Below are 23368 nucleotides of genomic sequence, written 5' to 3'. Positions count from 1 at the left end.
TTACCTCGGTCAATCCCAATTGTTACTTACATTGCCATCGCCATAATCCTTATAGAATTCTTCAATTTTTTCATTGGAGGATGCAATGTCTGACAAATTATATTCTCTTTTTGTAAAGAGACAGGAGTATACAACTTTTTCTTTGTATCTTTCACATCTTTTTGTCATACCGTTCAATGTATAAATAAAAAATACAAATACAATCCCTGTAAATCCAATATCAAAAACCATCGTATCTGTACCAGCACGAAATGATATCATTCCAAAGTACAGCGTACATGACAAAAATAATATCGACATTATGATATGCAGAATTCTATATCCTTCCTTTAACGATATTATGTATTTTGGTTCTTCTTCAGCCAATATATTAGATTTCTTTTTCAGATCCATTTATCTCATCTTCCCTTTTAATAAAATATCGCATTTATTCCATTTCTTCTCTTGGCTGCTTCTTCGATACCCTGCATAGCATAAGAACAAATGACGGAATCGCTCCAAATAACAAATCTATCCCCCAAAATGACAATTAAGTAACGAAATCATTATTTCCCTCAAAATTATAAATTCTTTAGTTTAAAAAACTTGAATTTACTTGCTTTTCTTCTCTTTGCTGCGTCTCACTAATGCGATAAATAGTTCAATGACTCCGCCACATAGCCATATGATACCTAACGCAATATTTTCTGCCCAGAACCAAAACGGTGACATAACAATCCATGTAATCGCTAAAATAAAAATTCCCCTACTGCTCATGATTTTCCTCCTGAAACTTCGATTGTTGCTTACATTATACTTCGTCCATCTCTCTAAGGACAGTGGGATGTTGTGATGAAAGTGAGAGAGATCGCTTACCTGTCAGACAATTTATCTTACTATATTTTTTGCACGATAAATTTACTGATTTAATATCTCTGCAATCGTGTTTGGTGCATATTTATTGAGTTCATGTCCTGCATTTGGAACGATGTGCAAAGTAGCTTGGGGTAGCAATTCTTTTAGCCTTTTAGAAGCCTTTAGATTGGCAGTATCCTTTTTGCCACACAAAATTGTTACTGGACAACGAATATTATTTAATTGCAAAGTAAAATCCAATGACCGCATAGAGTGAGCCAATTTTATGGTGCTGCTTTTTGATAGTCCCATACTTTCAAAAACCTTGTTTGGCATACAACGGAAGATAAGATTTTGAAAATCTATCAGTAAACTTGGAACTTTATATTGTGCGCCAATCAAAACCAGCGAATCCACTTTTTCCTCATGTCGAATAGCAAAATCAATCGCAAGAAGCGCACCTAACGAAAGACCGCAGATACGAAGCGGCTCTTTTACTTCTGAATACCGCTGTTCTAAATCACCCAAAATCTGCGAATAGGATATTTCATCTTCTGTTAAAGAAAAAAGTTCTGGGCAATCGACATCAGAAATTGATAGTTGTTGGACTACTTCTTTCCAGTCCTGTGCAGTTTGTCCCAACCCATGTAAAAAAACAGTTTTCATTAAACGCCTCCTAAGCTCAAGATAACCATCAATGCACAAACAAATTGTTATTGTAAATCATTTTTTGATATTTCAATCGATGGATAGTGCTCTAAACTTGTTAAGTCAACATCTAATGGAGTAACGTATTCCATATAAAATTTTTCAGGATTTTTATCTTGCAATTTTTTAAGTTTATTCTTAATTTTTCCTCCTCTGTAGAAACAAAAACCACTGATACTTCTCCTACCTTTTCACTTGGATTCATTCTGCTATCTTCAACATTTCCACATAAAATCATTCTAACTGTATTCATAATAATCCTCCTCCACATATAACTCCTAATTTAACTTTGCATCAACTTAATTGCCTCATCAACAGATACACATGTAGCAAATCTCTTTGGCCACATCATATCATTGTAATATTTATAGGTTTCTTCTCCAGACATATAGTCGTTATCAAACGTTGAATTTGCCCCTTGTGGAACAATTACTTTATATCCTCTTTCAAAAGCAGATTTCACAGTTGCATCTATACAGAAATTTGTCTGTAACCCAACTATCATTAATGTATTTTCATCTTTAACATAATCTGTAAAATCTTTATTTCCGAAACAACTATTGATATTTTTTGTAAATATCTTTTCACCTTCCCTTGGATGCACCTGTTCTGCAATCTCGAATTCTTCATCGCCGATTGAAAATCCAGTTCCTGGTCCATCATCATGCTGAAAATAGATAACCTCTATTTGATTGTCTCTAGCTACTTGTATAATTCTTGAAGTATTATCAATAAATTCATCAAAATTAAAAAGTCTGCTATCTGTTATTCCTTTTTGTATATCTATCACAAGTAGTTTCATTCGTTTCTCCTTTACACATAAAAATTCTCAATTCAAAGAACAGCATAAATAGAGTAGCAACCAAAAATCCAATCATCAATATTTTATGGCAGATTACAAAATAAACAATATATGCTACGATAGCCACCAAGTATACAATCATCAAAATGTGCCACTTTTTAGCTGAACTATCAGTAATTATTTTCTTTTTTACGGCAACATCATCCTTAATCAACTCGTCCAAACTCAATCCAAATTCATCGCTAATCGCTATTAGATTAACAATATCGGGAATACCTTTATTAGTTTCCCATTTTGTAATTGCTTGTCTTGATACATTTAGTCTTTCAGCAAGCTGCTCCTGTGAAAAACCTGCCTGCTTTCTGCATTCTTTGATTTTTTCTCCTAAATTCATTTTTGAGTCCTCCTTATTATTTGGTAAACTCATTATAATGATTTTCGAGTTTTTAACAAGAAACCGCCATTTACAATGCCTGCTACAATACGTAGCAGACATTGTGTACAATTACTTTACAAATGAACAAATGCGATTGTTCCTTTTTTCAAGCGTTAAATTGCGATTGTTCTATTTCTTCCTTTTCTGATTTGAAATACTTTTTTACTTCTTTCTCCAGCAACACAATTAACCATTTAATTTCTGGAACATTTTTCTGCATCAATTGCAAGTACAAACATCAACGCATCTAATGCATTTCCCGGATCCTGTACATCAATAACATAAGTGTCAGTCATACGAAACAATTCTTTACTTATTTTTGCTATCTGATAACCGCTTCGATCAAGAATACTATAATCCCATTCCATAATGGTTCCATCAATATGCCATCCGTTGTAATCAATATTGTAATGTGGTGTCAGGAATGAGAATTCTTTGCTCAGGTATCCGATATAACTGCCGTTTTTATAAATTTCGAATTTAGGAAGGAAGGTAAGAACTTTCTGAACAACCATTCCTACTTCATTTCCATAAGCGTCATAAATTGCAAGTTTATGTCCCCAGGAAAACTGGCCTTTTACTACATACACAGTATTGCCGGCTTCATCATAAATATCATAGCTGTCAAACCATGAAAACAACCTTTGTTTAAACAATAACTTCATAACTTTTCACCACTCTCCAACAAATATAATCGTTCCTTATGCGTCTGATCTGGAGTATGCATTTTTCATCTGATTGCTCAGCTCATACAATACTTTATTCAATGTATCCTGAGTTTCTTTTTTTACCATGTCAGCGATTTTTTCATTTGCCTCCTGACGAAGCTGCATGCGTTTTTCTGCGTTGCTTTCCTTCTCAAGAAGTTCATCATATTGGTTGATATATTCATGTCCTTTTGACATAACTCTTTCCTGATAACGTTCAATATGGAAAATGGATTTACTATAAGAAGCATCTGCCATGGCTGCGATCATCCTGCTTGCCCAGTAAAAATTATCAGTCGAAGCATCTCCGGTCGTATTGGAAAAATACTCCGGTACTTTCTCTACATCTGTGTAAAACGGTGCAGTTGTATTAAATACGTTCGAAGCAAATGCGACCCATTCGATTGCCCGGCTGTCTTCTCCTGCATCCGGTCTCATCTGGATGATTCCCAGGAAATCTGTCCGGTTTACACCAATTGCACGATATGCACCTTTCATGGATTTATCTCCATAAGATGCATACGGATCATACGGTGTTCCCTGAAAATGAGAAGAAAGAACGTATTTCACATCTTCGATCGTCACCTTTTTCTCCGGAACCATGCACCAAGGGATATCATCAGAAAGTGGTGTAAAATCTGCATCCGGTCCATCCCAGTTCATTGTACTCGGATTCAGGCAGCGTGCCATATACCATGCTCTCGGTGTATTATATACATGATCAGAGTCATCATGACTGCCAAAAATATCTCTTGGATTAAACGTTCCATCCTGTGAAAGGTTCAAATGATATTTTTCAACAAACTCCTTCAGATCGGCGGAACACATATATTCTTTCTGGTTTGAAAGTGCATCCTCAAGATCGAACTGATCCATTCCAAACTGATTTGGCATCATGACATAAACATCATCCGGTACTTTGCGTGCGATCCAGTGATGTCCGCCAATTGTCTCAAGCCACCAGATTTCATCTGCATCCTGGAATGCAATTCCATTCATTTCATAAGTACCATACTGTTCTAACAGGCTGCCAAGACGTTTGACACCTTCCCTTGCACTGTGTATGTATGGAAGTACAATGTATACAATATCCTCTTCCCCGATTCCTCCAGGAATTTCTTCTTTTCCGTCTTTTGCAGGCTGATATCTTACAAGCGGATCAGCTCCAAGAACTCTTGGATTGGATGTGATTGTTTCGGTTGCTGTCATTCCGACATGGGCTTCATTCACTCCGCAGGCTGCCCAGATACCTTCGCCCTCTTCTGCATTTGGCATTGCAGTATAACGCATCGGATTTTCCGGAAGCTCGATCTCAACATGCGAAATGACCGATTTATAGATTTTCGGCTGTTCCTCCGGGTGGATCACTGCAAATTTTTTTGAAGTATAATGTCCGGATCCTGAATCATCATTTCTTGCGATTATGGTTGATCCGTCATAACTTGCTTTTTTTCCTACTAAAATTGTTGTACATGGCATAGCTGTCACACTCCTTATTTTCTTTCAATTTTTTATCATCAAACATGCATCCGCATAACTGCCATCTGCATATTATATCTTCTTTTATCTCTCGTAAAATCCGTTATCATGTTCCAGTGGGATGCTTTTTGCATCCATATTTTCAATCCAGACGTAGGTACGGTTTTGCAAAAAAATGATCAGCTCATCGATCAGCGGTTCCTCGCCTTCTACTTCCATTTCCACGCTGCCGTCATACAGATTTTTCACCCAGCCGGTCAGTCCGAGCTGATTTGCTTTCTGCACTGCATAATAACGGAACCCCACTCCCTGAACTCTGCCATAAAAAATAATATGTTTTCTTATTTTTGTTTTCTTTTCCCAAAACATACTGATCCGCTCCTGCTGTCTTTCCTTATATCTACATGAATTCATCCTGAACTTTAAAACTTCAGTCTCATCTGATTCCACACGACATTTCCGTGTATGGATTCTGAAACGCCCTCGTTTTCAAAACCAAATTTTGCATAGTAATGCACCAGCCGGTCTTTGCACGTAAGGACAAGACCTTTTCTTCCCTGGTCTTTTGCATCTGCGATCGCTCTTTTTAAAAGTTCTCCTGCATAGCCGTGGTTTCTATATGCCGGGAGCGTATTGACACCAAATATCATCTGCCATGCTCCATTTTCCTGATGCAGGGATGCATTTTCATACATTTCATCTGTCAGGTCTTCCTGATCTGTCACCATACCATCAACAAATGCGATTAATTTATCATCCTCGAACATCAGCCAGAAATGATCTGCATAATGTGAAAGCCTCTGCTCAAATTCCTCTTTTGTTGCCGCCTCTGCTGCCGGAAAGCATTCTTTTTCCACTGCCGCAATCTGGTCTATGTCTTGTAATGTTGCAGTTCTTATATTCATTTTCATCATCTCCTGATTTTACGGATTTATATTTAAGGGTGTTTGTTCTGCAAATGTGAGCTTTTTCCTAACATTCCTTTTCATTGTTTCTGGCACGGTAATCCGGAATTTTATAATATGCGGCTGCCTCTTCAAAATTTTTTTCATCAATATGCGGCCACTTTGTCTGAGCATTGTCCTCTAACGCAAGTTTTTCTGCCAACTCAACCATTTTGGCTGAACAGTCGATTCCGGTAAGGATTGTCAGAATGTTGCTGTTCACAAACCACGGTGCTATGGAAAGCAGGCCGCCGGTGATCATATCCTGTGCAACTTTCTGATTGTCATAAGGTACTTTCAGAAATTGAGGTTTCCATATTGTTGTTCCATTTTCCACACCGGACTCTAACAACATGCACTGTGCATATCCGGCATCATCAATGGATATTCCAACACTGCCTGAATTAAAGTAATGTTTGTTTTTGTATGTCATCTCTCCCGGATAATGCGTATGAGCACAGATCATGTAATCAGTGTCAATCTTTTCTAACCATTGTTTTACCGGATCCTCATTCAACTGCAAAAGTTCCCTGCTGCTCGCCGGTGATCCGTGACAACAGGTAATGGACGGATAACCTGCTTTCTCATAAATAAATGTGATTGGAAGATTCCGAAAGAAATCAAAATCTTTATCCACAAGCTGCCCGTAAGTGTAGAGTAGGTTTCCACTTGCTGAGTTACTTATCCACATCTGCTCTGTGCATTTCTTTTTCTGGCTTCCTGCTGTGTGAGCATGTACTCCTCACGATTGCCCCTTAACAGATAACAGGTATGGTTTTCCATAAATTCATACAGATAATCCATGGTTTCTCTTGTGTAAGGTGTATCGGAAATATAATCTCCAAGAAAGAAGTACTCGTCACATTTGTGTTTTTCCATATACTCTGTGCATGCCTTAAAAGCGTAAATGTTGCTGTGTATGTCTGATATAATACCGATTTTCATAATAATACTCCTGTATTCCCGTTGTGAGATTATCTCTCTTCTGTCCGAAACGGAATCTCTGTCTTATCTGCCATGATCTCGTAATATCTATAGTCACTATAGATGACGCTGCTGCTTGAGTTTTTATTTCTTCCTGCAAAAATAAGATAACCGTAGTAATAACTCTCATACATTGTTTCCCAGGAATCATATTCATTCTGCAGATAGACTGCAAGCGGTGCGGCATGAATCAGATATTCGTCATACGAAATATAACCACATATATAGCCAAATGCAAATAACCGGATGCATCTGCAATAGTCCCATGCATCCACTCCTGCATCCCCAATGTTATTGTATGCGTAATAAGTTCCCAGATATTTGCACATTTCATCTGGGGCATACAATTTGTATGTATAATAGATACTGTCCTCCGGTAATGTCAGCGCCTCTTCCCCTAATTTTTCCAAAGTCTGTGCATAAGTATATTTATCGCCTTTTTGTAACAGGGAATCGGTTGTTTTCATAAGGCTTTTTCTGTCATGAATTCCCCAATAATCGGAGATATTTTCCCGGATAGCTTCCACCTTATCCTCTCCCATGACGTCCGCATAATTTTCCACATCAAATGCATCAAACTCTCCAAAGCTGGTACTGTTCACATAAAAATATGGATAGAAGGACTGTTTCAACCATTTTTCCAGTTCTTCCCGCTCCATTCCTGCAGCCTCCACCGCTGTATTTGTCTGTTCATCTGTGACAGCATCACGCGCTGTCCACTCTGTTTTTAAGTTTCTTCCGTCATGTGTGTAAATAAAAATCTGCGCTTTTCCAAACTTATATCCACGAAAACCAATCCATACAATGAAAGCGATACAACCCACGGTCAGGATAGGATGCCGTTTGATCCATTCACCCGGGGTAAGTCTTCGTCTATCCATGAACATTTTAAACTCTAACGGCTCCTGATCCAGTAAGTATGGAACAAACGGACTGTACCATAAGATTTTCTTTTCGCCAACACCCAATCCCCATGCAGTGTCCGAAGCGTTTACTTTGTCCGATGGCCGCTGATGTTTCACTCCATATTTATCCTGAAATTCATAAATCAGGTGACGATCAGAATCGGAAGATCTGAATGCAAAATCTTTTTCATTGACAGCAGTCCCTTCCACACGATAGAACGTCGGCTTTGTGATTTCAAATTCTTTTCTGCGGCAAAGATATTTACTCAGTAACATTCCAATAACTCCACCGAAAAAGAAAATGACCGCCAATTTGCCACTTGTTCCACCAGGAGTGTTAAAAGCCAGCATAAACATTCCTCTTAAAAAAATAATCAGGCTCACAATCTGTGCTATCTGGAATATTTTTCTGTTTTTTTCAATCTGCTTTTTTATATTCTGGTCAAACTGACTGTCCTGCTCCTGCTTTTTGTCCGATACAGAGGAGGTCTGTGGCACGTAGTATAACGATTTATAGCTATTGATTGTCTTGGAAACTTCTCCCGTTGCAAGATAATCGGTAAAAATTCTGTCACTACCTTTTACGACAACCTGTTTTCCGTTTCTGACGGAAAATGTAAATGTACAAGTTCCTGCTTTTTGCAACGTTTTTAAAATGATCTGCTCTTTATCCTGAGTACTTTTATATTTACAGATCAGATTTGATTTTTCATCGAATAATCGGATCTGTTTTCTTCGTCCAATGGTGCATACTTTTACATCCTGAACTGGGATATTTTTTGTTCTTCCTACAAATGGCGTTACATAGAAAGTATTGATATCTAATACGGTTTTCTCCCTGTTTACTTTAAAAATAAACGGTATTGAAACTATCATCGGAATGATACAGGACACTCCGATATATCCCACAATTCTATCTGCTGTTGATCCATATTCCAGAAAGTTCACACTGATTGCCGCCAAACCAAACATACACAAAAACTGATTGCTGGCATGAGTGTGACAATCACTCTCTTTGCCACAGAATTACGTACTACCACTGTTCCCATAACCTCTACTCCCCCTGATTTCACTATTCCTTTATAAAAAATGTGTATTTTCCTTTTCCATGTCCGGTTACTTTTTGGATGATATTTCTCTCGAGTAGTTCTTTTAAGAACAATGATGCTCTTGTATTTTTTAACCCGGTTACCTCTTCAACCCTGCTTCTTCCAAATATTTCATTTTTATCAAAGGAATCACACAGTTGTTCCATATGCTGTATTGTTTTCTTTGAAATACCGGAAATTTTCTCTCCAAACATTCCAATATTCACTTTTTCCAGTTGAATGTTCACTTTTCTATTTTCAATGTTCGCTTCTGATGTTTTATATTCTATTTTTTGGCTCTCTCACAAGCATTTCCTTATAATCAACATGCATAAGACGATTCTGTAATAAATTTTTTTCATCCAACAACAGATTTCGCAAAAACAGTTCCAGATACTCTGTTGTTTCATGAATCTCATGTTTCAGATCATTATAATTTGCCCGAACCAATGCATTTCTGAAATACCATGCATTTTCCGCAAATATATCATTCGTTGCATCAAATCCAAGTGTTCGAAGATACTTGATAAAAAATACGGCTGTCGTTCTTGTATTTCCTTCTCCAAATATATGGATCTGCCATAAATTTGCAACAAATACTGCCAGATGGTGAATGATTTCATCCATGGATAATCCTTTGTAACTATAATGTTTCTCCTTCATAAAATCATATTCTAACGTTTTCCTTAGTTCAGAAGCACTTCCGTAAATAACAGTTGCTCCATTCAGCACCCATTCTTTTTTTGTAATATTATAATCACGGATTTTTCCTGCGTGGTCATATATTCCGGTAAATAATTTTCTGTGAATTGAGATATACTCATTTGGTGTAAAAGAAAATGCATGTTCCGAAAGTATTTTCGCAATGCGTATGGAAACTTTATCAGCCTCTTCTGTCCTGTCATGATTTTTCTGTGGTTTTTCTTCATAGTAAGAATCTAATAAATTTTTTACTTCATCCAGCGTAATTTTACCTTCAATATTCTGAATTGCTGCATCAACGAGATATTCGGACGGCTTCAATCCATCGACTGCCTGCAATCCAATCGCAGTCTGCCATGCATAACCTTTATACTTTTTATCTGGCTCCTGCTGTTTTAGATATTCTTTAAATGGATCTGTCTGCATGAACACACCTCCAAAAATGATAAAAAATTACGCTTCAAATGTTATTTCTCGTACATAACCTCTACTGCACCGCAGAATTCCTTTGCTTTTTCCATCCACATATCCAGTGACTTGAAATGCTATATTTTCTTCCAATTTTTTTATTCTTTTGTTCTCATTTTACTCCAACGTGCAATATTTTTTGATTGCTGTCTCATACAGATTGTTTCCCTCACTGTCAATGACAACGATCACCGGAAAATCTTTCACTTGAAGCTTACGGATTGCCTCAGCTCCAAGATCTTCATAACATACGATCTCAGATTTTGTGATACATTTGGATAAAAGCGCCCCTGCTCCGCCGACTGCTGCAAAGTAAACTGCATGGTTTCTGACAATCGCGTCAATGACTTCTTTCGAACGTTTTCCTTTTCCGATCATCGCCTTTTCTCCGAGATCTAAAAGAGTTGGCGCATATTTATCCATTCTGGTTGCAGTTGTCGGTCCTGCAGAACCTATTGGACGTCCCTCTCTTGCCGGAGATGGTCCCATGTAATAGATTGTGGAATCTTTGATGTCGATCGGAAGGTTTTCCCCGCGCTCCAATGCCTCGATCATTCTTTTGTGTGCGGCATCTCTTGCCACATAAATGGTTCCCGTTATGTAAACGTAATCACCGGACTTTAAATTTTTTGTCACTTCCGCGGTGATCGGTGTTGTAATATGTTTGTCCATATTCTGTGCTCCCATTTCTAAATTTATATTTTTCTTCATTTATGACTGTAAAATTTAACAAACTACATTTGTAGTAATATGTTTTTTCTTACACTTCCCTCACCACATGCCGGTTCACATGACAGCAGATATTGACTGCCACCGGAAGTCCTGCAATATGTGTCGCGTAAGTATTCACATTCACTGCGAGAGCAGTGGTTGATCCGCCAAGTCCTCCCGGTCCTATTCCAAGCCGATTGATTTTTTCTAACATTTCTTCCTCTAACTCTTTCACGTATGGGATAGTAGAATGTTCGCCCACCGGTCTGGTCAACGCTTTTTTTGCTAAAATCGCACATTTTTCAAAAGTACCGCCAATACCAACTCCGACAACCATTGGCGGACAGGCATTCGGTCCTGCATCCTTCACTGCTGTAAGAATTGCATTTTTTACACCCTCAATTCCATCAGCTGGTTTTAGCATGAACACACGGCTCATATTTTCACTTCCGAATCCTTTTGGAGCCATTGTAATTATCACTTTATCTCCCGGAACAATGCTGTAATGAATCACCGCTGGGGTATTATCTTTCGTATTTTCGCGGATGATAGGATCACCAACGACTGATTTTCTTAAATAGCCTTCCGTATATCCCTGACGGACACCTTCGTTTACCGCATCTTCGACTGCCATTCCCTCAAAATGAACATCCTGTCCGACTTCCAGAAAAATAACTGCCATTCCGGTATCCTGACAGATTGGTATCATCTCTTCATCTGCAATTTTCAAGTTTTCCTGAAGCTGATTTAATATTTTTTTACCAAGTTCTGATTTTTCAGAAACAGTGGCATCTTTCAGGGCTTTATCCATATCTTTGGAAAGATAATGGTTTGCCTCGATACACATTTCTTTTATATTTTTTACGATATCCTCTGTATTGACTGTTCTGATCATGTTAATTTCTCCCGATAATTGTATTACATTTGTAATTTAATATATATTTTCCTATTCATCTTTCTTATGATCCGGTTTGCGGATGTTAAAGTATTTCTTGTATTTCTCCAGAGATTCATTCTGTTCACGGGAAGTCATATCTGGGAACGCCTTCATCAAACGCTTGAAACCAAAATTCTTCTCTGCAAATAATTCTTTGTATCTGCGCTCAAGTTCCTCTTTCTCATGCTGTTTTTCCAGACGAGCCGCCTCGCGTGTTTCTTTGTAAGCAGCAATCTTTTCTTTTACATTGATATTTTCTGCAGACTCAGAAAGTTTTTCTCTGGCACTTGCTGCAGTAGAAGCAATCTTCTCTTTTGCAGTGGATGGCAGATCCATAAGATTTTCTTTCGTATCAGAAATTTTTGTGAGAAATTCCTCATGTGTTTCCTGGAACTCCTCCGATTTTTCTACTGCAGTTGTCACATTTTCGTAGATATTTTCACCGATTTCATCGGATAATTTATGTATTTTCGCAGCCATTTCATCCATAACTTTTAATCGCTTGTTAAACTTCAAAATTGTAGTAACAGTAACACCGCAGTCAACAGCGAAAGCCGACATGATAATACAGAGCAGCACAACACCCAGAATATGTGGAATCATGGTGATTCCTTTGTAAATGATTGGATGAATCACATCCATAATAAATGTACATGCGAGTCCCCAGTAGATGGAAAATTTCAAACATATATATCCGTGAAGATTAAACGGCTTATTGCTATAGTCCCACCATTTATTGTGAAATACTTTCTCCAGAATAAATCCTGTAATGTATTCCAAAATGGAAGTCAGTAAGAAAGAACCCGCAAATAATATCAGCAGGTTGTCCTTTAGCGGAGTCAAAGCAGCTACAACAATCACCACTCCACATCCGTAAATTGGACAATACGGTCCATTTAAAAATCCCCGGTTTACAAAAATTCCCCGGTCCAATGCTGCATAAGATACTTCTGTGCACCATCCGATAAATGCATAAATAATAAAAATCCATACTAACTCATAAAAATTTTGCGGCACTTTTCATTCCCCCTGTTGTTCTGCTTTCTATTGGAGTTTTACTACAATTTTAAAACTCATGTATTCTATATTTACGCAAAAGTATAAACGAAAGTTTTTGCTATGACAATGAAATTTTTCCACGGAAGTTGGATTTTCGCAACACGTTATCCACATTTACACTATGGATTTCTTGATAACATATGTTGTTTTTCATTTTTGTGTTGACATCATTCATTTTTCAAATAATCAAAATTGAACATCCTTTTTTTCAAATCAGGCTTGTTATCATGAAAAATAATTTGTTTTTAGATAGACAAATCGGCTGCTACATAAAAATGTGGCAGCCTACTGTCCAGACCACAGTGAAGTCTTTGTATCACTGCGGTCAAAATATTTTTTTATTCCTCTTCCGAATCAGACTCAGCACGGCTTAATAATTCCTGCATTAATTCATCATCCGTTTCTGTCATCTGACCTGCCGCTTTTTTCGCAGCCTCTGCTGCAGCCGCAGCACTCTTGGCTTCCTCTTCCTCTGTGACAAGTTCAGATTCATCTGTATTTTCCATGAGGGATTTGTCCTCACGTACTTTTGCAATGCTTGCAACTGTGACATCATCCGCAAGATTCATCAGTTTTACACCGGAAGTAACTCTTCCGAGCAAAGCAGTATCACTGACTTTGATACGGATGATAATTCCTTCCGTTGTGATCAGCATCATCTCATCATCCTGATTTACTGCTTTCACACCGACGATATTTCCGGTTTTTTCTGTGATCTTATAGCACTTGACACCTTTACCACCACGGTTCTGGGCAGTAAATTCAGATGCAAGTGTGCATTTTCCAAGACCTTTTTCAGATACGATCATCAGAGCATCCCCCTGGGATTCCATCTGCATTCCGACAACTTTATCGCCGTCCGTTAAGTTCATACCGATTACACCCATAGAGGTCCTTCCGGTACTTCTGACATCTCTCTCATTAAAACGAATACACTGTCCGTATTTTGTCACAAGGAAAATATCCTGTTCGTTATCTGTTTTCTTTACCTCAATCAACTCATCATCTTCACGCAATGTGATTGCTGCAAGACCTGTTTTTCTGACATTCGCATAATCGGTGATCGGTGTTTTCTTCACAATACCATTCTTGGTTGCCATAAACAGATAATGTCCTTCCGTGTATTCCTTGATTGGAATTACAGCAGTAATCTTCTCTCCCGGCTGAAGCTGCAACAGGTTGATGATTGCAGTACCTCTCGCGGTTCTGCCCGCTTCCGGAATTTCGTAGGCTTTCATTCTGTATACACGGCCGGTATTGGTAAAGAACATCATGTAATGATGGGAAGTCGTCATCAAAAGTTCCTCGATGTAATCTTCATCAATCGTCTCCATTCCCTTGATTCCCTTGCCGCCACGGTTCTGGGCACGGAAATTATCAAGGCTCATTCTCTTGATGTAGCCAAGTTTTGTCATTGCGATCACAGTGTTGGTTACCGGAATGAGATCCTCCATGGAAATATCATACTCGTCAAATCCGATGGAAGTTCTTCGCTCATCACCGTATTTTTCTGCAATCAAAAGGATTTCCTCACGGATAACACCAAGGAGTTTTTTCTCATCTGCCAGAATTGCTTTTAACTCTGCAATACGATCCATCAACTCTGCATACTCAGCTTCGATCTTCTCGCGTTCCAGACCAGTCAGTGCGCGCAGACGCATATCGACGATCGCCTGTGCCTGGACATCTGTCAGGGAAAATCTCTCGATCAAACGATTTTTTGCTTCCGGTGTATTTGCACTGCTTCGGATAATATTGATCACTTCATCGATATTATCAAGCGCAATCAGTAAGCCCTCCAGAATGTGAGCGCGTTCTTCTGCTTTGTTTAAATCATATTTTGTTCTTCTGGTCACAACATCTTTCTGGTGATCCAGATAATAGCCTAACATTTCCTGAAGATTTAATACTTTCGGCTGATTGTCCACAAGGGCTAACATGATAACACCAAACGTATCCTGCATCTGCGTATGTTTGTAAAGCAGATTTAAAACCACATTCGGATTTACATCGCGGCGCAGCTCGATACATATACGCATACCCTGACGGTCAGACTCATCACGAAGATCCGTGATTCCATCAATTTTTTTATCTCTTACAAGCTCTGCGATTTTCTCGATCAGTCTTGCTTTGTTGACCATGTATGGAAGTTCGGTCACAACAATACGGTTTTTACCATTTTGCATTGGTTCGATATTGGTGATCGCACGAACTCTGATTTTTCCGCGTCCGGTGCGATAAGCTTCGTTAATTCCGGTTGTTCCAAGAATCATCGCTCCGGTTGGAAAATCCGGACCTTTTACAATACTCAAAAGTTCTTCGATATCTGTCCCCCGGTCCTCTAGCACTTCGTTGTCGATAATTTTTACGACGGCATGAATCACCTCACGCAGATTGTGAGGTGGAATGTTTGTTGCCATACCGACAGCAATACCGGTTGTTCCGTTTACCAGAAGATTCGGATAACGGGAAGGAAGCACCGTCGGCTCTTTCTCAGTCTCATCGAAGTTTGGTACAAAATCAACGGTATCTTTATTGATGTCCGCGAGCATCTCCATGGAAATTTTACTGAGTCTTGCCTCTGTATATCGCATTGCAGCGGCACCGTCACCGTCGACGGAACCAAAGTTTCCATGACCATCAACAAGCGGATATCTTGTAGACCAGTCCTGTGCCATGTTGACCAATGCTCCATAGATGGAACTATCTCCATGTGGATGGTATTTACCCATGGTATCACCGACAATACGCGCACATTTTCTGTGTGGCTTGTCCGGTCCATTATTTAATTCGATCATGGAGTAGAGTACACGACGCTGTACCGGTTTCAAACCATCTCTTACATCCGGCAATGCACGCTGGGCGATAACGCTCATCGCATAATCGATGTAGGATGTCTCCATTGTTTTTTTCAGATCGACATCATGGATTTGATCAAAAATTTTGTCATCCATTCTATTTACCTCATTCCTGCAAATTCTTTTTGGTTAAAAATCTGCATTTCTCTAATTAAACTACATTTGCAATTATATTATAAATAAACTTTCTATTTTTTATTGAACTACATTTGCAGTAATATATATAATTTCTAACACATGCAATCTTAGATATCGAGATTCTGCACATACTTCGCATTTTCTTCAATAAACTCACGTCTCGGCTCTACTTTATCTCCCATCAGAGTTGTAAACGTAATATCAATTTCAGAAGTACTCTCATCATCGATCATGACACGTTTTAAAATTCGTTTCTCCGGATCCATGGTAGTTTCCCAGAGCTGCTCTGCATCCATCTCACCAAGTCCTTTGTAACGCTGGATCTTATTATTTCCATCACGTCCGATTTCCGTTAAGATTGCATTTAACTCATCGTCACTGTAGGCATACCATACATTTTTATTTTTTTCGATCTTGTATAGTGGCGGCTGTGCCAGATATACATGGCCTTCTTTGATCAGATCCGGCATGAACCGATAAAGGAATGTCAGCATTAACGTACTGATATGGGCACCATCGACATCGGCATCCGTCATAATGATAATCTTGTTGTAACGAAGTTTGCTGATATCAAAGTCTTCATGAATACCTGTACCAAACGCAGTGATCATAGCTTTGATCTCAGCATTTCCATAAATCTTATCCAGTCTTGCCTTCTCGACATTTAAAATCTTACCACGAAGTGGGAGGATTGCCTGGGTTGCACGGCTTCTCGCAGTCTTAGCGGAACCGCCGGCGGAATCTCCCTCGACGATGAAAATCTCACAGTTCTTTGGATCTTTGTCAGAACAGTCTGCCAGTTTTCCCGGAAGAGACATTCCCTCCAGTGCTGTTTTTCTTCTGGTTAAATCTCTCGCTTTTCTTGCTGCCTCTCTCGCGCGCTGTGCAAGAAGTGACTTTTCACAGATTGTCTTGGCAACCGTCGGATTCTGCTCTAAAAAGTAAGTAAGCTGTTCGCTCACAATGGAATCCACCGCACCGCGGGCTTCGCTGTTGCCCAGTTTTTGTTTGGTCTGGCCCTCAAACTGAGGTTCCTCGATCTTGACACTGATAATGGCAGTCAATCCTTCACGAATATCATCACCCGTCAATGCCGGTTCATTGTCTTTTAATAATTTATTTGCTCTCGCATAAGCATTAAATGTCTTCGTCAATGCATTACGGAATCCGGCAAGATGTGTACCACCTTCCGGTGTGATAATGTTATTGACAAAACTTAACGTCAACTCATTGTAGGAATCATTATGCTGCATGGCAACTTCCACATAGACACCATTTCCACTGCCCTCACAGTAAATGACTTCCGGGTATAAAGCTTCTTTGCTCTTGTTTAAGTAAGTAACAAATTCCTTGATACCACCGGCATAGTGAAAATCATAGGTTCTAACAGGATTTTCCCTTAAGTCTGTAAGCACGATCCTCAATCCTTTTGTCAAAAAGGCTGTCTCACGCAAACGCTGTTTTAACGTATCATAATCAAAAACGGTCTCTTCAAAAATCGATCCGTCCGGCCAGAAAGTAACCTTTGTTCCGTGCTTGTCCTCGCCGCATTCTCCGATCACTTTTACCGGTTCATCCGGTTTACCGATCTTGTAACTCTGGAAATAAACCTTTCCTTCACGGTAAACCTCAACTTTTAACTTTGTGGAAAGTGCATTTACAACTGACGCACCTACGCCGTGAAGTCCACCAGATACTTTGTAGCCTCCACCGCCAAATTTTCCACCGGCATGAAGTACAGTGTATACGACTTCCAATGCGGATTTTCCAGCTTTGTGATTGATGTCGACCGGAATACCACGTCCATCATCTTCTACGGTAATAGAGTTATCTTCATTTATGGTCACTTCAATATTTTTGCAGTATCCGGCAAGTGCCTCATCTACTGAGTTGTCTACAATCTCATATACCAGATGATGTAAGCCCCTGGCTGATGTACTACCGATGTACATACCCGGTCTTTTACGAACAGCCTCAAGTCCTTCCAAAATCTGGATCTGGTCTCCACCATATTCGTTTTCTGTACCCATTTATTCCTCCATTCTGCACATAAAAAAATATGTACAATGCAATTATATTTCTTTTCTCTCTTCCACAGTCCCCTGCACAACTTTAAATATCTTGTTGATATGAAATCTGTTTTTTACAAATTCATCCAGCCCTGTGCAGGTGATCAGCGTCTGTGTGTCATGAATACTGTTGAGCAGATAATTCTGCCGGTTACTGTCAAGCTCCGACAACACATCATCGAGCAACAAAACCGGTGTATCATGAATGGACCGTTTAACCAGTTCGATCTCTGACAATTTTAAGGACAGCGCAGAAGTTCTCTGCTGTCCCTGGGAACCGAACTTCCGGATATCCACCTCACCGATGGAAAAAAGAAGGTCATCCCGGTGCGGTCCCACTGATGTCATACACTGCCGCATATCCCTCTCTTTGACTCTGGACAGTTCATCCTCAAAAAAAATATCTTCAATACTTGGTTCATACTGCAAAAGCAAATCTTCTTTTTCACCGGAAATCCGATAGTGAATATCATGCACGATCTCATTTAGCTCATCAACAAACTGTTTTCTTCGCCGAATGATTTTCCTGCCAGTTTCTACCAGTTGCATATCCCATACCGGAAGTGTATCCTTTAAATCCGGTCTGTAAACCATATCTTTTAATAATTTGTTACGCTGATTCAAAATTTTATTGTAAGTTGTAAGATCTGACAAATATATTTTATCCAACTGGCATAATTCAGAATCCAGAAATCTGCGGCGCTCCGCCGGACCATTTTTGATAATATTCAGATCCTCAGGCGAAAAAAATACCATATTGAGAATTCCAAAAAGCTCACTGGCTTTTTTGATTGGAACTTTATTGATTGCGATTCCCTTGGAACGATTGTGTTTTAAATGCATATCAATCTGATATTCTTTTTCTTTTTTTACAACAACCGTTCTGATATGGGACTCCTGCTCCCCGAAACGGATCATTTCCTTGTCCTTACTACATTTGTGGGACTTAGTTGTTCCACTTAAGTATGCAGCTTCAAGGATATTCGTTTTTCCCTGCGCATTGTCCCCGTAAAAAATATTGGTTCCCTCATCAAATGAAATATTTAAATCTTCATAATTTCGAAAATTCTGCAATTCAATTGACTTTATGATCATTTTACAATCTGAATTGTCTCGCCGTTAAAGGAAACAACATCTCCATTGTATAATTTTTTTCCACGCTGAAGCTCTGTCTCGCCGTTTAATTTTACCTGTCCATCCTGAATAAAAAACTTTGCATCTACTCCGGATTCTACAAGACCTGCTTTTTTCAAAGCCTGTCCCAGTTTGATAAATTCATCCGTCTCTCTGATATTTACTGTGATCATCTTTCTGCCTTTCTTAGTTAGTGGCTGCGTTAAAGTTTACCGGAAGAATCAGATAAATGAACTTTCCTTCATCATCCTTGATAAAACATGGAGCCTTCGGGTTTACCATATAAAGAGAAACCTCTTCCTCATCGATGACTCTCAGTGCATCGATAAAGAATTTCGGATTAAATCCAATGAGGATATCTTTTCCCTCTTTTGTGATATCAATATCTTCATTCATGGAACCAATAAAAGAATTGATCTTTAATTCCATATTTCCATCTGTGATATTCATGATAATTGGTTTCTTGTCACCCTCTTTTACGAGAAGTGTTGCACGGTCGATACAGTCTAATAATTCACGCTTATTAATCTTAACTTTTGTATCATAATCAGAGGAAAGCATCTGCTCAATCTTGAAATACTCCCCTTCAATCAATCTGGATACAACTGTAGTATCATCAAATTCAAATACAATATGATTCTCTGAAAGGAAAATATTGACTTCTTCCTCTGCACTTCCAGGTAAAATCTTACTTACTTCCTGAAGTGTTTTACCAGGAACAACTACTTTCTTATGATCGTAATTATTCTTTAATTCAATATTACGGATGGAAATTCTATGTCCATCCAGAGAAACTACTTTTAACTGATTCTCTTCAATCTCGAAAAGTTCACCCGTCATCAGTTTATTGTTGTCATTGTCAGCAATTGAGAAGATCGTCTGACGAATCACTTCTTTTAAAGTAAACTGGGAGATTGAAATACATTCATTTCTTTCAATAAATGGAATATAGGAAAAATCATCACCTGATTTTCCAACAATGTTAAACTTTGCTTTCTCACAGGTAATGGTAGTTTTAAAATTGGAATCTGTTTCGATCACAACATCACTGTCCGGTAATTTACGGACAATCTCAGAAAAAATCTTAGCATCTAATGCAATGATTCCCCTCTCTGCAATTTCTCCTTCAATCTTAGTTTCAATTCCAAGTTCCATATCGTTTGCTGTTAATTTGATTTCATTAGCAGAAGCATCAATTAAAATGCATTCAAGGATTGCCATTGTGGTTCTGGTTGGAACAGCTTTGGACACAATGTTAACTCCATGAAGCAGATTTGATTTAGAACAGATTAATTTCATAATGTGAATAACTCCTTCCTGCTTGGCGAAAGCCAAAATAAATATAATTAATAAAAGATATTAAAAGTAGTCGTATTAGTGTGTGTGAATAAGTGAATAACCCTGCAACCCTTGAAAACATAAGGGCTTGTCCGAAAAATCCGACTGTATAACTATGTGAAAAGCATGAGGATTAACCTTGGATAAAATGTGAATTAAAATTTTAAGCCTCCTCAGAAAAAATTTGAAATTCATCTTGAAAAGTAGGTTATCCAAAACTTTAAACATAAATTAAACATGATTTGAACAGGTTATCCACAAAATTTTGTTAATAACTCGAAAAAAAGTTGATAACTTTAGTTTGGATTGATTTTTTTCTTGATAGTTTCAATTAAATTGCGTGTCTGTTCGTTGGAATCGTACTCATCCGCAATTTTTTTGATGCCGTGGATAATGGTCGAGTGATCTCTTCCGCCCAGTAAGGAACCGATGGAATCCAATGGAATATCCGTCATGGTTTTACAGAGGTACATGGCAATCTGCCTTGGTCTTGCAATCTCATTACTTCTGTTTTTTGAGATCATCTGATCCAGTGAAATCTGGAAATGTTCCGAAACAACTTCAATGATAAGCTGAGGAGTGATTTCTCTTGGCTTGTCCGGTGTGATAATATTCTGAAGTTCTTTCTTGGCAATCTCCATGGTGATCTCTGTTTTTTCCAGATTCGAGTAAGCGAGGAGTTTGTTCAAAGCTCCCTCTAATTCACGGATGTTGGATTTAATATTATTTGCGATGTAATTTAAAATGTCATCGCTTAAGGACATATCATCAGATTCCACTTTCCGGCGAAGGATTGCCATTCGCGTCTCGTAATCAGGAGCTCCGATGTCTGCCATAAGTCCCCATTCGAAACGGGAACGGATTCGTTCTTCTAACGTTTCCATATCCTTTGGCGGTTTATCCGATGTTAAAATGATCTGTTTGCCTGCGGAGTGGAGAGCGTTGAACGTGTGGAAAAATTCTTCCTGTGTACTTTCTTTTCCTATAATAAACTGAACGTCGTCGATCATGAGAACGTCGATGGTTCTGTATTTTTCACGGAATTTATTCATCGCAGAGGCGTTACCACTACGGATAGATTCGATAACTTCATTGGTAAATTCCTCGGAAGTAACATACAAAACTTTTGCTTCCGGATTTCTTTCCAGGATGAAATGTCCAATGGAATGCATCAAGTGGGTTTTTCCAAGTCCAGGTCCACCATAAATATAAAGAGGGTTGTAAGCTTCTCCCGGAGATTCCGCTACTGCCAGGGAGGCAGACTGTGCAAAACGGTTATTGCTGCCGACAACGAAAGTATCAAATGTGTAATTTGGATTTAAGTTGGAACGTTTGGAAGCTTCAGGTTCAGGTGTTTTCTTTCCTTTATTATTGGAAGGTCTGATATTCCTGGTCTGTTCCGGTAAAATAAACTGAATCTCATATTCGGTTCCGATAATTTCAGCAATTGCTACTTTTAAAGGAAGATAATATTTTTTTGAGATATAACTTAAAGTCATCTGTTCAGATGGAACAAGGATATAGAGGGTATTTCCCTCAACACCAAAAACTTCCAGAGGTTTGATCCAGGTATCAAAAGAAATGTCGCTGACATCATGCTCTGTTTTTACTGTCTGTAAAATTTCATCCCATTTTTCCAAAATCTTGTCCATTTTCTAACTCCGTTTTCTGATAGCACTAAAATATAGCAGTTAATCTTAACTGCTTAAAAAACTCTAAAAAATTCTATATAATGCTATCCTACACTATTTTTGCGGAATTATCAACGTTTAATTGTGGAAGGACTGGGGATAGGGCGTTGATAAAAAAAGTGGCTATATGGGCGTTTTAACGCTTAATGTGAATATACTAGAAGTTATTGTTAATAATGGAAAAATAGTTATAGACCGGAAAAAATAAGGCTTGTACACATTTATACACAAGTTATGATGATATTATCAAGAAATTGTCCACAAGTTATCCACAAATTGAGGATAACTTATGTAAACGGCATAAATACTGGGTTTTCTGTGGAAAAATTTTTAATTTTCTATGTGTATAACATTATACCATATATAGATAAAATGCATTTCTTCCTTATATATATAGTGGTAAAAAAACAAAAATGACAGAAAGTGGAAAACTAAATATTGGCAAAAGCCTTATTTTATGAGATTTTGCTTGACTTTGTCTGATTATTTTGATATAAATAAAAATGATGTTTTGTCGCTATTGAAGTAGACTTATCATAACATTGAGTAAAATATATGTTTGAATTGTAGAGGAGGTGTATGTGACATGAAGATGACATTCCAACCTAAGAAGAGACAGAGAGCGAAAGTTCATGGATTCAGAAGCAGAATGAGTACTGCAGGCGGAAGAAAAGTATTGGCTGCAAGAAGATTAAAAGGTAGAAAAAAATTATCAGCATAGGCCACATATTTGTGGTCTTTTCTTCTTTTATGATCAATTTTTGGCAAAGGAATATTAGATGAAATATTCAGAATCATTAAAGAAAAACAGAGATTTTCAGAACGTATATAAAAAAGGAAAATCTTATGCAAACCGTTATCTGGTGATGTACGTTCTGGAAAATGATACAGACAGAAACCGGTTAGGCATATCGGTAAGTAAAAAAGTAGGAAATAGTGTTATAAGACATCATGTAACCCGATTGATCAGAGAAAGTTACCGGCTACAGGAAGACATGTTTAATAGTAGTTTAGACATTGTAGTCATCGCAAGAAATACAGCAAAAGATATTTCATATCATGAAGTGGAAAGTGCTTTGTTACATCTTGGAGGTCTTCATAAAATTTTGAAGTAAAGATTTTAGAAAAGAAGATGGAATCATTTTGAAAAAAATATTGATTGCTTTGATTAAATTTTATAGAAAGTATATTTCTCCGATGAAAACAACAAAATGTCCATACTACCCGACCTGTTCCACCTATGGGTTAGAGGCTGTCGAAAAGTATGGAGCTGTCAAAGGTGGGGCGTTAGCGCTTTGGAGAATTATAAGATGTAATCCTTTTTCAAAAGGCGGATATGATCCCGTTCCATAATTGGAGGTATTTTCAGTGTCAGA

At 38.2% G+C, this 23368-nt stretch carries 27 protein-coding genes; 3 read left to right on the top strand and 24 right to left on the bottom strand.

Annotated elements, in window-relative coordinates:
- Positions 1-9: 9 nt before the first annotated feature.
- The 24 genes from ROSEINA2194_RS14200 to dnaA form a co-directional block, all read right to left on the bottom strand.
- The gene (locus ROSEINA2194_RS14200) at positions 10-393 is read right to left on the bottom strand and encodes a hypothetical protein (protein ID WP_007888658.1); all 384 of its coding nucleotides are present in this window, start codon (positions 391-393) and stop codon (positions 10-12) included.
- Positions 394-591: 198 nt separating this feature from the next.
- Positions 592-756: a hypothetical protein gene (locus ROSEINA2194_RS21265; RefSeq protein ID WP_006857209.1), complete on the bottom strand. Its 165-nt coding sequence runs from the start codon at positions 754-756 to the stop codon at positions 592-594.
- 141 nt (positions 757-897) lie between these two features.
- Entirely contained in the window at positions 898-1500 is a 603-nt protein-coding gene (locus ROSEINA2194_RS14190) for an alpha/beta fold hydrolase (protein WP_007888655.1), read from the bottom strand.
- A gap of 112 nt (positions 1501-1612) precedes the next feature.
- Positions 1613-1795, bottom strand: coding sequence for a hypothetical protein (locus ROSEINA2194_RS14185; RefSeq protein ID WP_252832654.1), 183 nt, complete (start codon positions 1793-1795; stop codon positions 1613-1615).
- A gap of 30 nt (positions 1796-1825) precedes the next feature.
- Positions 1826-2344: a cysteine hydrolase family protein gene (locus tag ROSEINA2194_RS14180; protein ID WP_007888651.1), complete on the bottom strand. Its 519-nt coding sequence runs from the start codon at positions 2342-2344 to the stop codon at positions 1826-1828.
- Complete coding sequence (locus ROSEINA2194_RS14175) at positions 2301-2738, bottom strand: helix-turn-helix domain-containing protein (RefSeq protein WP_044928252.1); 438 nt, start codon at positions 2736-2738, stop codon at positions 2301-2303. Before ROSEINA2194_RS14175 ends, ROSEINA2194_RS14180 begins: the two co-directional genes overlap by 44 nt.
- Positions 2739-2974: 236 nt before the next feature.
- Positions 2975-3445 carry an LURP-one-related/scramblase family protein gene (locus tag ROSEINA2194_RS14170; protein ID WP_007888647.1) on the bottom strand — a complete coding sequence of 157 codons (471 nt, stop codon included), beginning with the start codon at positions 3443-3445 and terminating at the stop codon, positions 2975-2977.
- A gap of 36 nt (positions 3446-3481) precedes the next feature.
- Complete coding sequence (locus ROSEINA2194_RS14165) at positions 3482-4966, bottom strand: C69 family dipeptidase (RefSeq protein ID WP_007888637.1); 1485 nt, start codon at positions 4964-4966, stop codon at positions 3482-3484.
- Positions 4967-5050: 84 nt separating this feature from the next.
- Positions 5051-5335, bottom strand: a complete 285-nt coding sequence (locus ROSEINA2194_RS14160) for an acylphosphatase (RefSeq protein ID WP_044928250.1) — start codon at positions 5333-5335, stop codon at positions 5051-5053.
- Positions 5336-5388: 53 nt separating this feature from the next.
- The gene (locus ROSEINA2194_RS14155; RefSeq protein ID WP_044928248.1) at positions 5389-5871 is read right to left on the bottom strand and encodes a GNAT family N-acetyltransferase; all 483 of its coding nucleotides are present in this window, start codon (positions 5869-5871) and stop codon (positions 5389-5391) included.
- 67 nt (positions 5872-5938) lie between these two features.
- A complete protein-coding gene (locus ROSEINA2194_RS14150) occupies positions 5939-6601 on the bottom strand; it encodes a metallophosphoesterase family protein (RefSeq protein WP_007888631.1) in 663 nt (220 codons plus the stop codon).
- Positions 6592-6855, bottom strand: coding sequence for a metallophosphoesterase family protein (locus tag ROSEINA2194_RS19860; RefSeq protein WP_007888628.1), 264 nt, complete (start codon positions 6853-6855; stop codon positions 6592-6594). The genes ROSEINA2194_RS14150 and ROSEINA2194_RS19860 overlap by 10 nt, the downstream gene beginning before the upstream one ends.
- A 29-nt stretch (positions 6856-6884) precedes the next feature.
- Positions 6885-8771 carry a DUF1266 domain-containing protein gene (locus ROSEINA2194_RS14145; protein ID WP_007888626.1) on the bottom strand — a complete coding sequence of 629 codons (1887 nt, stop codon included), beginning with the start codon at positions 8769-8771 and terminating at the stop codon, positions 6885-6887.
- Between the two features lie 100 nt (positions 8772-8871).
- Positions 8872-9114 (bottom strand): hypothetical protein, encoded by a 243-nt coding sequence (locus ROSEINA2194_RS23125; protein ID WP_330370520.1) that lies wholly within the window; start codon positions 9112-9114, stop codon positions 8872-8874.
- A gap of 52 nt (positions 9115-9166) precedes the next feature.
- Positions 9167-10015, bottom strand: a complete 849-nt coding sequence (locus tag ROSEINA2194_RS14140) for a Fic family protein (RefSeq protein ID WP_007888624.1) — start codon at positions 10013-10015, stop codon at positions 9167-9169.
- A 159-nt stretch (positions 10016-10174) separates the two neighbouring features.
- Positions 10175-10729 (bottom strand): Fe-S-containing hydro-lyase, encoded by a 555-nt coding sequence (locus ROSEINA2194_RS14135; RefSeq protein WP_044928263.1) that lies wholly within the window; start codon positions 10727-10729, stop codon positions 10175-10177.
- Positions 10730-10817: 88 nt separating this feature from the next.
- Positions 10818-11663 carry a fumarate hydratase gene (locus ROSEINA2194_RS14130; protein ID WP_007888622.1) on the bottom strand — a complete coding sequence of 282 codons (846 nt, stop codon included), beginning with the start codon at positions 11661-11663 and terminating at the stop codon, positions 10818-10820.
- Between the two features lie 51 nt (positions 11664-11714).
- Positions 11715-12722, bottom strand: a complete 1008-nt coding sequence (locus ROSEINA2194_RS14125) for a putative ABC transporter permease (RefSeq protein WP_007888620.1) — start codon at positions 12720-12722, stop codon at positions 11715-11717.
- Between the two features lie 380 nt (positions 12723-13102).
- Positions 13103-15718 (bottom strand): DNA gyrase subunit A, encoded by a 2616-nt coding sequence (gene gyrA, locus ROSEINA2194_RS14120; RefSeq protein ID WP_007888618.1) that lies wholly within the window; start codon positions 15716-15718, stop codon positions 13103-13105.
- Between the two features lie 149 nt (positions 15719-15867).
- Positions 15868-17790, bottom strand: a complete 1923-nt coding sequence (gyrB, locus tag ROSEINA2194_RS14115) for a DNA topoisomerase (ATP-hydrolyzing) subunit B (RefSeq protein ID WP_007888616.1) — start codon at positions 17788-17790, stop codon at positions 15868-15870.
- Positions 17791-17832: 42 nt separating this feature from the next.
- A complete protein-coding gene (recF, locus tag ROSEINA2194_RS14110) occupies positions 17833-18924 on the bottom strand; it encodes a DNA replication/repair protein RecF (protein ID WP_007888614.1) in 1092 nt (363 codons plus the stop codon).
- Positions 18921-19136, bottom strand: coding sequence for an RNA-binding S4 domain-containing protein (locus tag ROSEINA2194_RS14105; RefSeq protein ID WP_007888612.1), 216 nt, complete (start codon positions 19134-19136; stop codon positions 18921-18923). Before ROSEINA2194_RS14105 ends, recF begins: the two co-directional genes overlap by 4 nt.
- Before the next feature lie 13 nt (positions 19137-19149).
- Positions 19150-20262: a DNA polymerase III subunit beta gene (dnaN, locus tag ROSEINA2194_RS14100; RefSeq protein WP_021922597.1), complete on the bottom strand. Its 1113-nt coding sequence runs from the start codon at positions 20260-20262 to the stop codon at positions 19150-19152.
- A 335-nt stretch (positions 20263-20597) separates the two neighbouring features.
- A complete protein-coding gene (gene dnaA, locus ROSEINA2194_RS14095) occupies positions 20598-21953 on the bottom strand; it encodes a chromosomal replication initiator protein DnaA (protein WP_007888607.1) in 1356 nt (451 codons plus the stop codon).
- A gap of 625 nt (positions 21954-22578) precedes the next feature.
- Here dnaA and rpmH point away from each other — a divergent pair.
- Genes rpmH through yidD form a run of 3 tightly spaced genes read left to right on the top strand, consistent with a single transcriptional unit; the run spans position 22579 to position 23345 of the window.
- Positions 22579-22713: a 50S ribosomal protein L34 gene (gene rpmH, locus ROSEINA2194_RS14090; RefSeq protein ID WP_007888604.1), complete on the top strand. Its 135-nt coding sequence runs from the start codon at positions 22579-22581 to the stop codon at positions 22711-22713.
- A gap of 58 nt (positions 22714-22771) precedes the next feature.
- Positions 22772-23107, top strand: a complete 336-nt coding sequence (rnpA, locus tag ROSEINA2194_RS14085; protein WP_007888603.1) for a ribonuclease P protein component — start codon at positions 22772-22774, stop codon at positions 23105-23107.
- Between the two features lie 28 nt (positions 23108-23135).
- Positions 23136-23345, top strand: coding sequence for a membrane protein insertion efficiency factor YidD (yidD, locus tag ROSEINA2194_RS20565; RefSeq protein ID WP_081453927.1), 210 nt, complete (start codon positions 23136-23138; stop codon positions 23343-23345).
- The last annotated feature ends 23 nt before the right edge of the window (positions 23346-23368 follow it).

Origin of the sequence: Roseburia inulinivorans DSM 16841, assembly GCF_000174195.1 — a bacterium.
GTDB classification, from domain to species: Bacteria; Bacillota; Clostridia; order Lachnospirales; family Lachnospiraceae; genus Roseburia; species Roseburia inulinivorans.
Note: the sequence above shows the minus strand (reverse complement) of the source record. Positions and strands in the feature narration are given on the sequence as shown.

Coding starts and splice junctions, on each gene's coding strand:
- ROSEINA2194_RS14200 (WP_007888658.1), bottom strand. CDS start 393: ATGGATCTGAAAAAGAAATCTAATATATTGGCTGAAGAAGAACCAAAA.
- ROSEINA2194_RS21265 (WP_006857209.1), bottom strand. CDS start 756: ATGAGCAGTAGGGGAATTTTTATTTTAGCGATTACATGGATTGTTATG.
- ROSEINA2194_RS14190 (WP_007888655.1), bottom strand. CDS start 1,500: ATGAAAACTGTTTTTTTACATGGGTTGGGACAAACTGCACAGGACTGG.
- ROSEINA2194_RS14185 (WP_252832654.1), bottom strand. CDS start 1,795: ATGAATACAGTTAGAATGATTTTATGTGGAAATGTTGAAGATAGCAGA.
- ROSEINA2194_RS14180 (WP_007888651.1), bottom strand. CDS start 2,344: ATGAAACTACTTGTGATAGATATACAAAAAGGAATAACAGATAGCAGA.
- ROSEINA2194_RS14175 (WP_044928252.1), bottom strand. CDS start 2,738: ATGAATTTAGGAGAAAAAATCAAAGAATGCAGAAAGCAGGCAGGTTTT.
- ROSEINA2194_RS14170 (WP_007888647.1), bottom strand. CDS start 3,445: ATGAAGTTATTGTTTAAACAAAGGTTGTTTTCATGGTTTGACAGCTAT.
- ROSEINA2194_RS14165 (WP_007888637.1), bottom strand. CDS start 4,966: ATGCCATGTACAACAATTTTAGTAGGAAAAAAAGCAAGTTATGACGGA.
- ROSEINA2194_RS14160 (WP_044928250.1), bottom strand. CDS start 5,335: ATGTTTTGGGAAAAGAAAACAAAAATAAGAAAACATATTATTTTTTAT.
- ROSEINA2194_RS14155 (WP_044928248.1), bottom strand. CDS start 5,871: ATGAATATAAGAACTGCAACATTACAAGACATAGACCAGATTGCGGCA.
- ROSEINA2194_RS14150 (WP_007888631.1), bottom strand. CDS start 6,601: ATGTGGATAAGTAACTCAGCAAGTGGAAACCTACTCTACACTTACGGG.
- ROSEINA2194_RS19860 (WP_007888628.1), bottom strand. CDS start 6,855: ATGAAAATCGGTATTATATCAGACATACACAGCAACATTTACGCTTTT.
- ROSEINA2194_RS14145 (WP_007888626.1), bottom strand. CDS start 8,771: ATGTTTGGTTTGGCGGCAATCAGTGTGAACTTTCTGGAATATGGATCA.
- ROSEINA2194_RS14140 (WP_007888624.1), bottom strand. CDS start 10,015: ATGCAGACAGATCCATTTAAAGAATATCTAAAACAGCAGGAGCCAGAT.
- ROSEINA2194_RS14135 (WP_044928263.1), bottom strand. CDS start 10,729: ATGGACAAACATATTACAACACCGATCACCGCGGAAGTGACAAAAAAT.
- ROSEINA2194_RS14130 (WP_007888622.1), bottom strand. CDS start 11,663: ATGATCAGAACAGTCAATACAGAGGATATCGTAAAAAATATAAAAGAA.
- gyrA (WP_007888618.1), bottom strand. CDS start 15,718: ATGGATGACAAAATTTTTGATCAAATCCATGATGTCGATCTGAAAAAA.
- gyrB (WP_007888616.1), bottom strand. CDS start 17,790: ATGGGTACAGAAAACGAATATGGTGGAGACCAGATCCAGATTTTGGAA.
- recF (WP_007888614.1), bottom strand. CDS start 18,924: ATGATCATAAAGTCAATTGAATTGCAGAATTTTCGAAATTATGAAGAT.
- ROSEINA2194_RS14105 (WP_007888612.1), bottom strand. CDS start 19,136: ATGATCACAGTAAATATCAGAGAGACGGATGAATTTATCAAACTGGGA.
- dnaN (WP_021922597.1), bottom strand. CDS start 20,262: ATGAAATTAATCTGTTCTAAATCAAATCTGCTTCATGGAGTTAACATT.
- dnaA (WP_007888607.1), bottom strand. CDS start 21,953: ATGGACAAGATTTTGGAAAAATGGGATGAAATTTTACAGACAGTAAAA.
- rpmH (WP_007888604.1), top strand. CDS start 22,579: ATGAAGATGACATTCCAACCTAAGAAGAGACAGAGAGCGAAAGTTCAT.
- rnpA (WP_007888603.1), top strand. CDS start 22,772: ATGAAATATTCAGAATCATTAAAGAAAAACAGAGATTTTCAGAACGTA.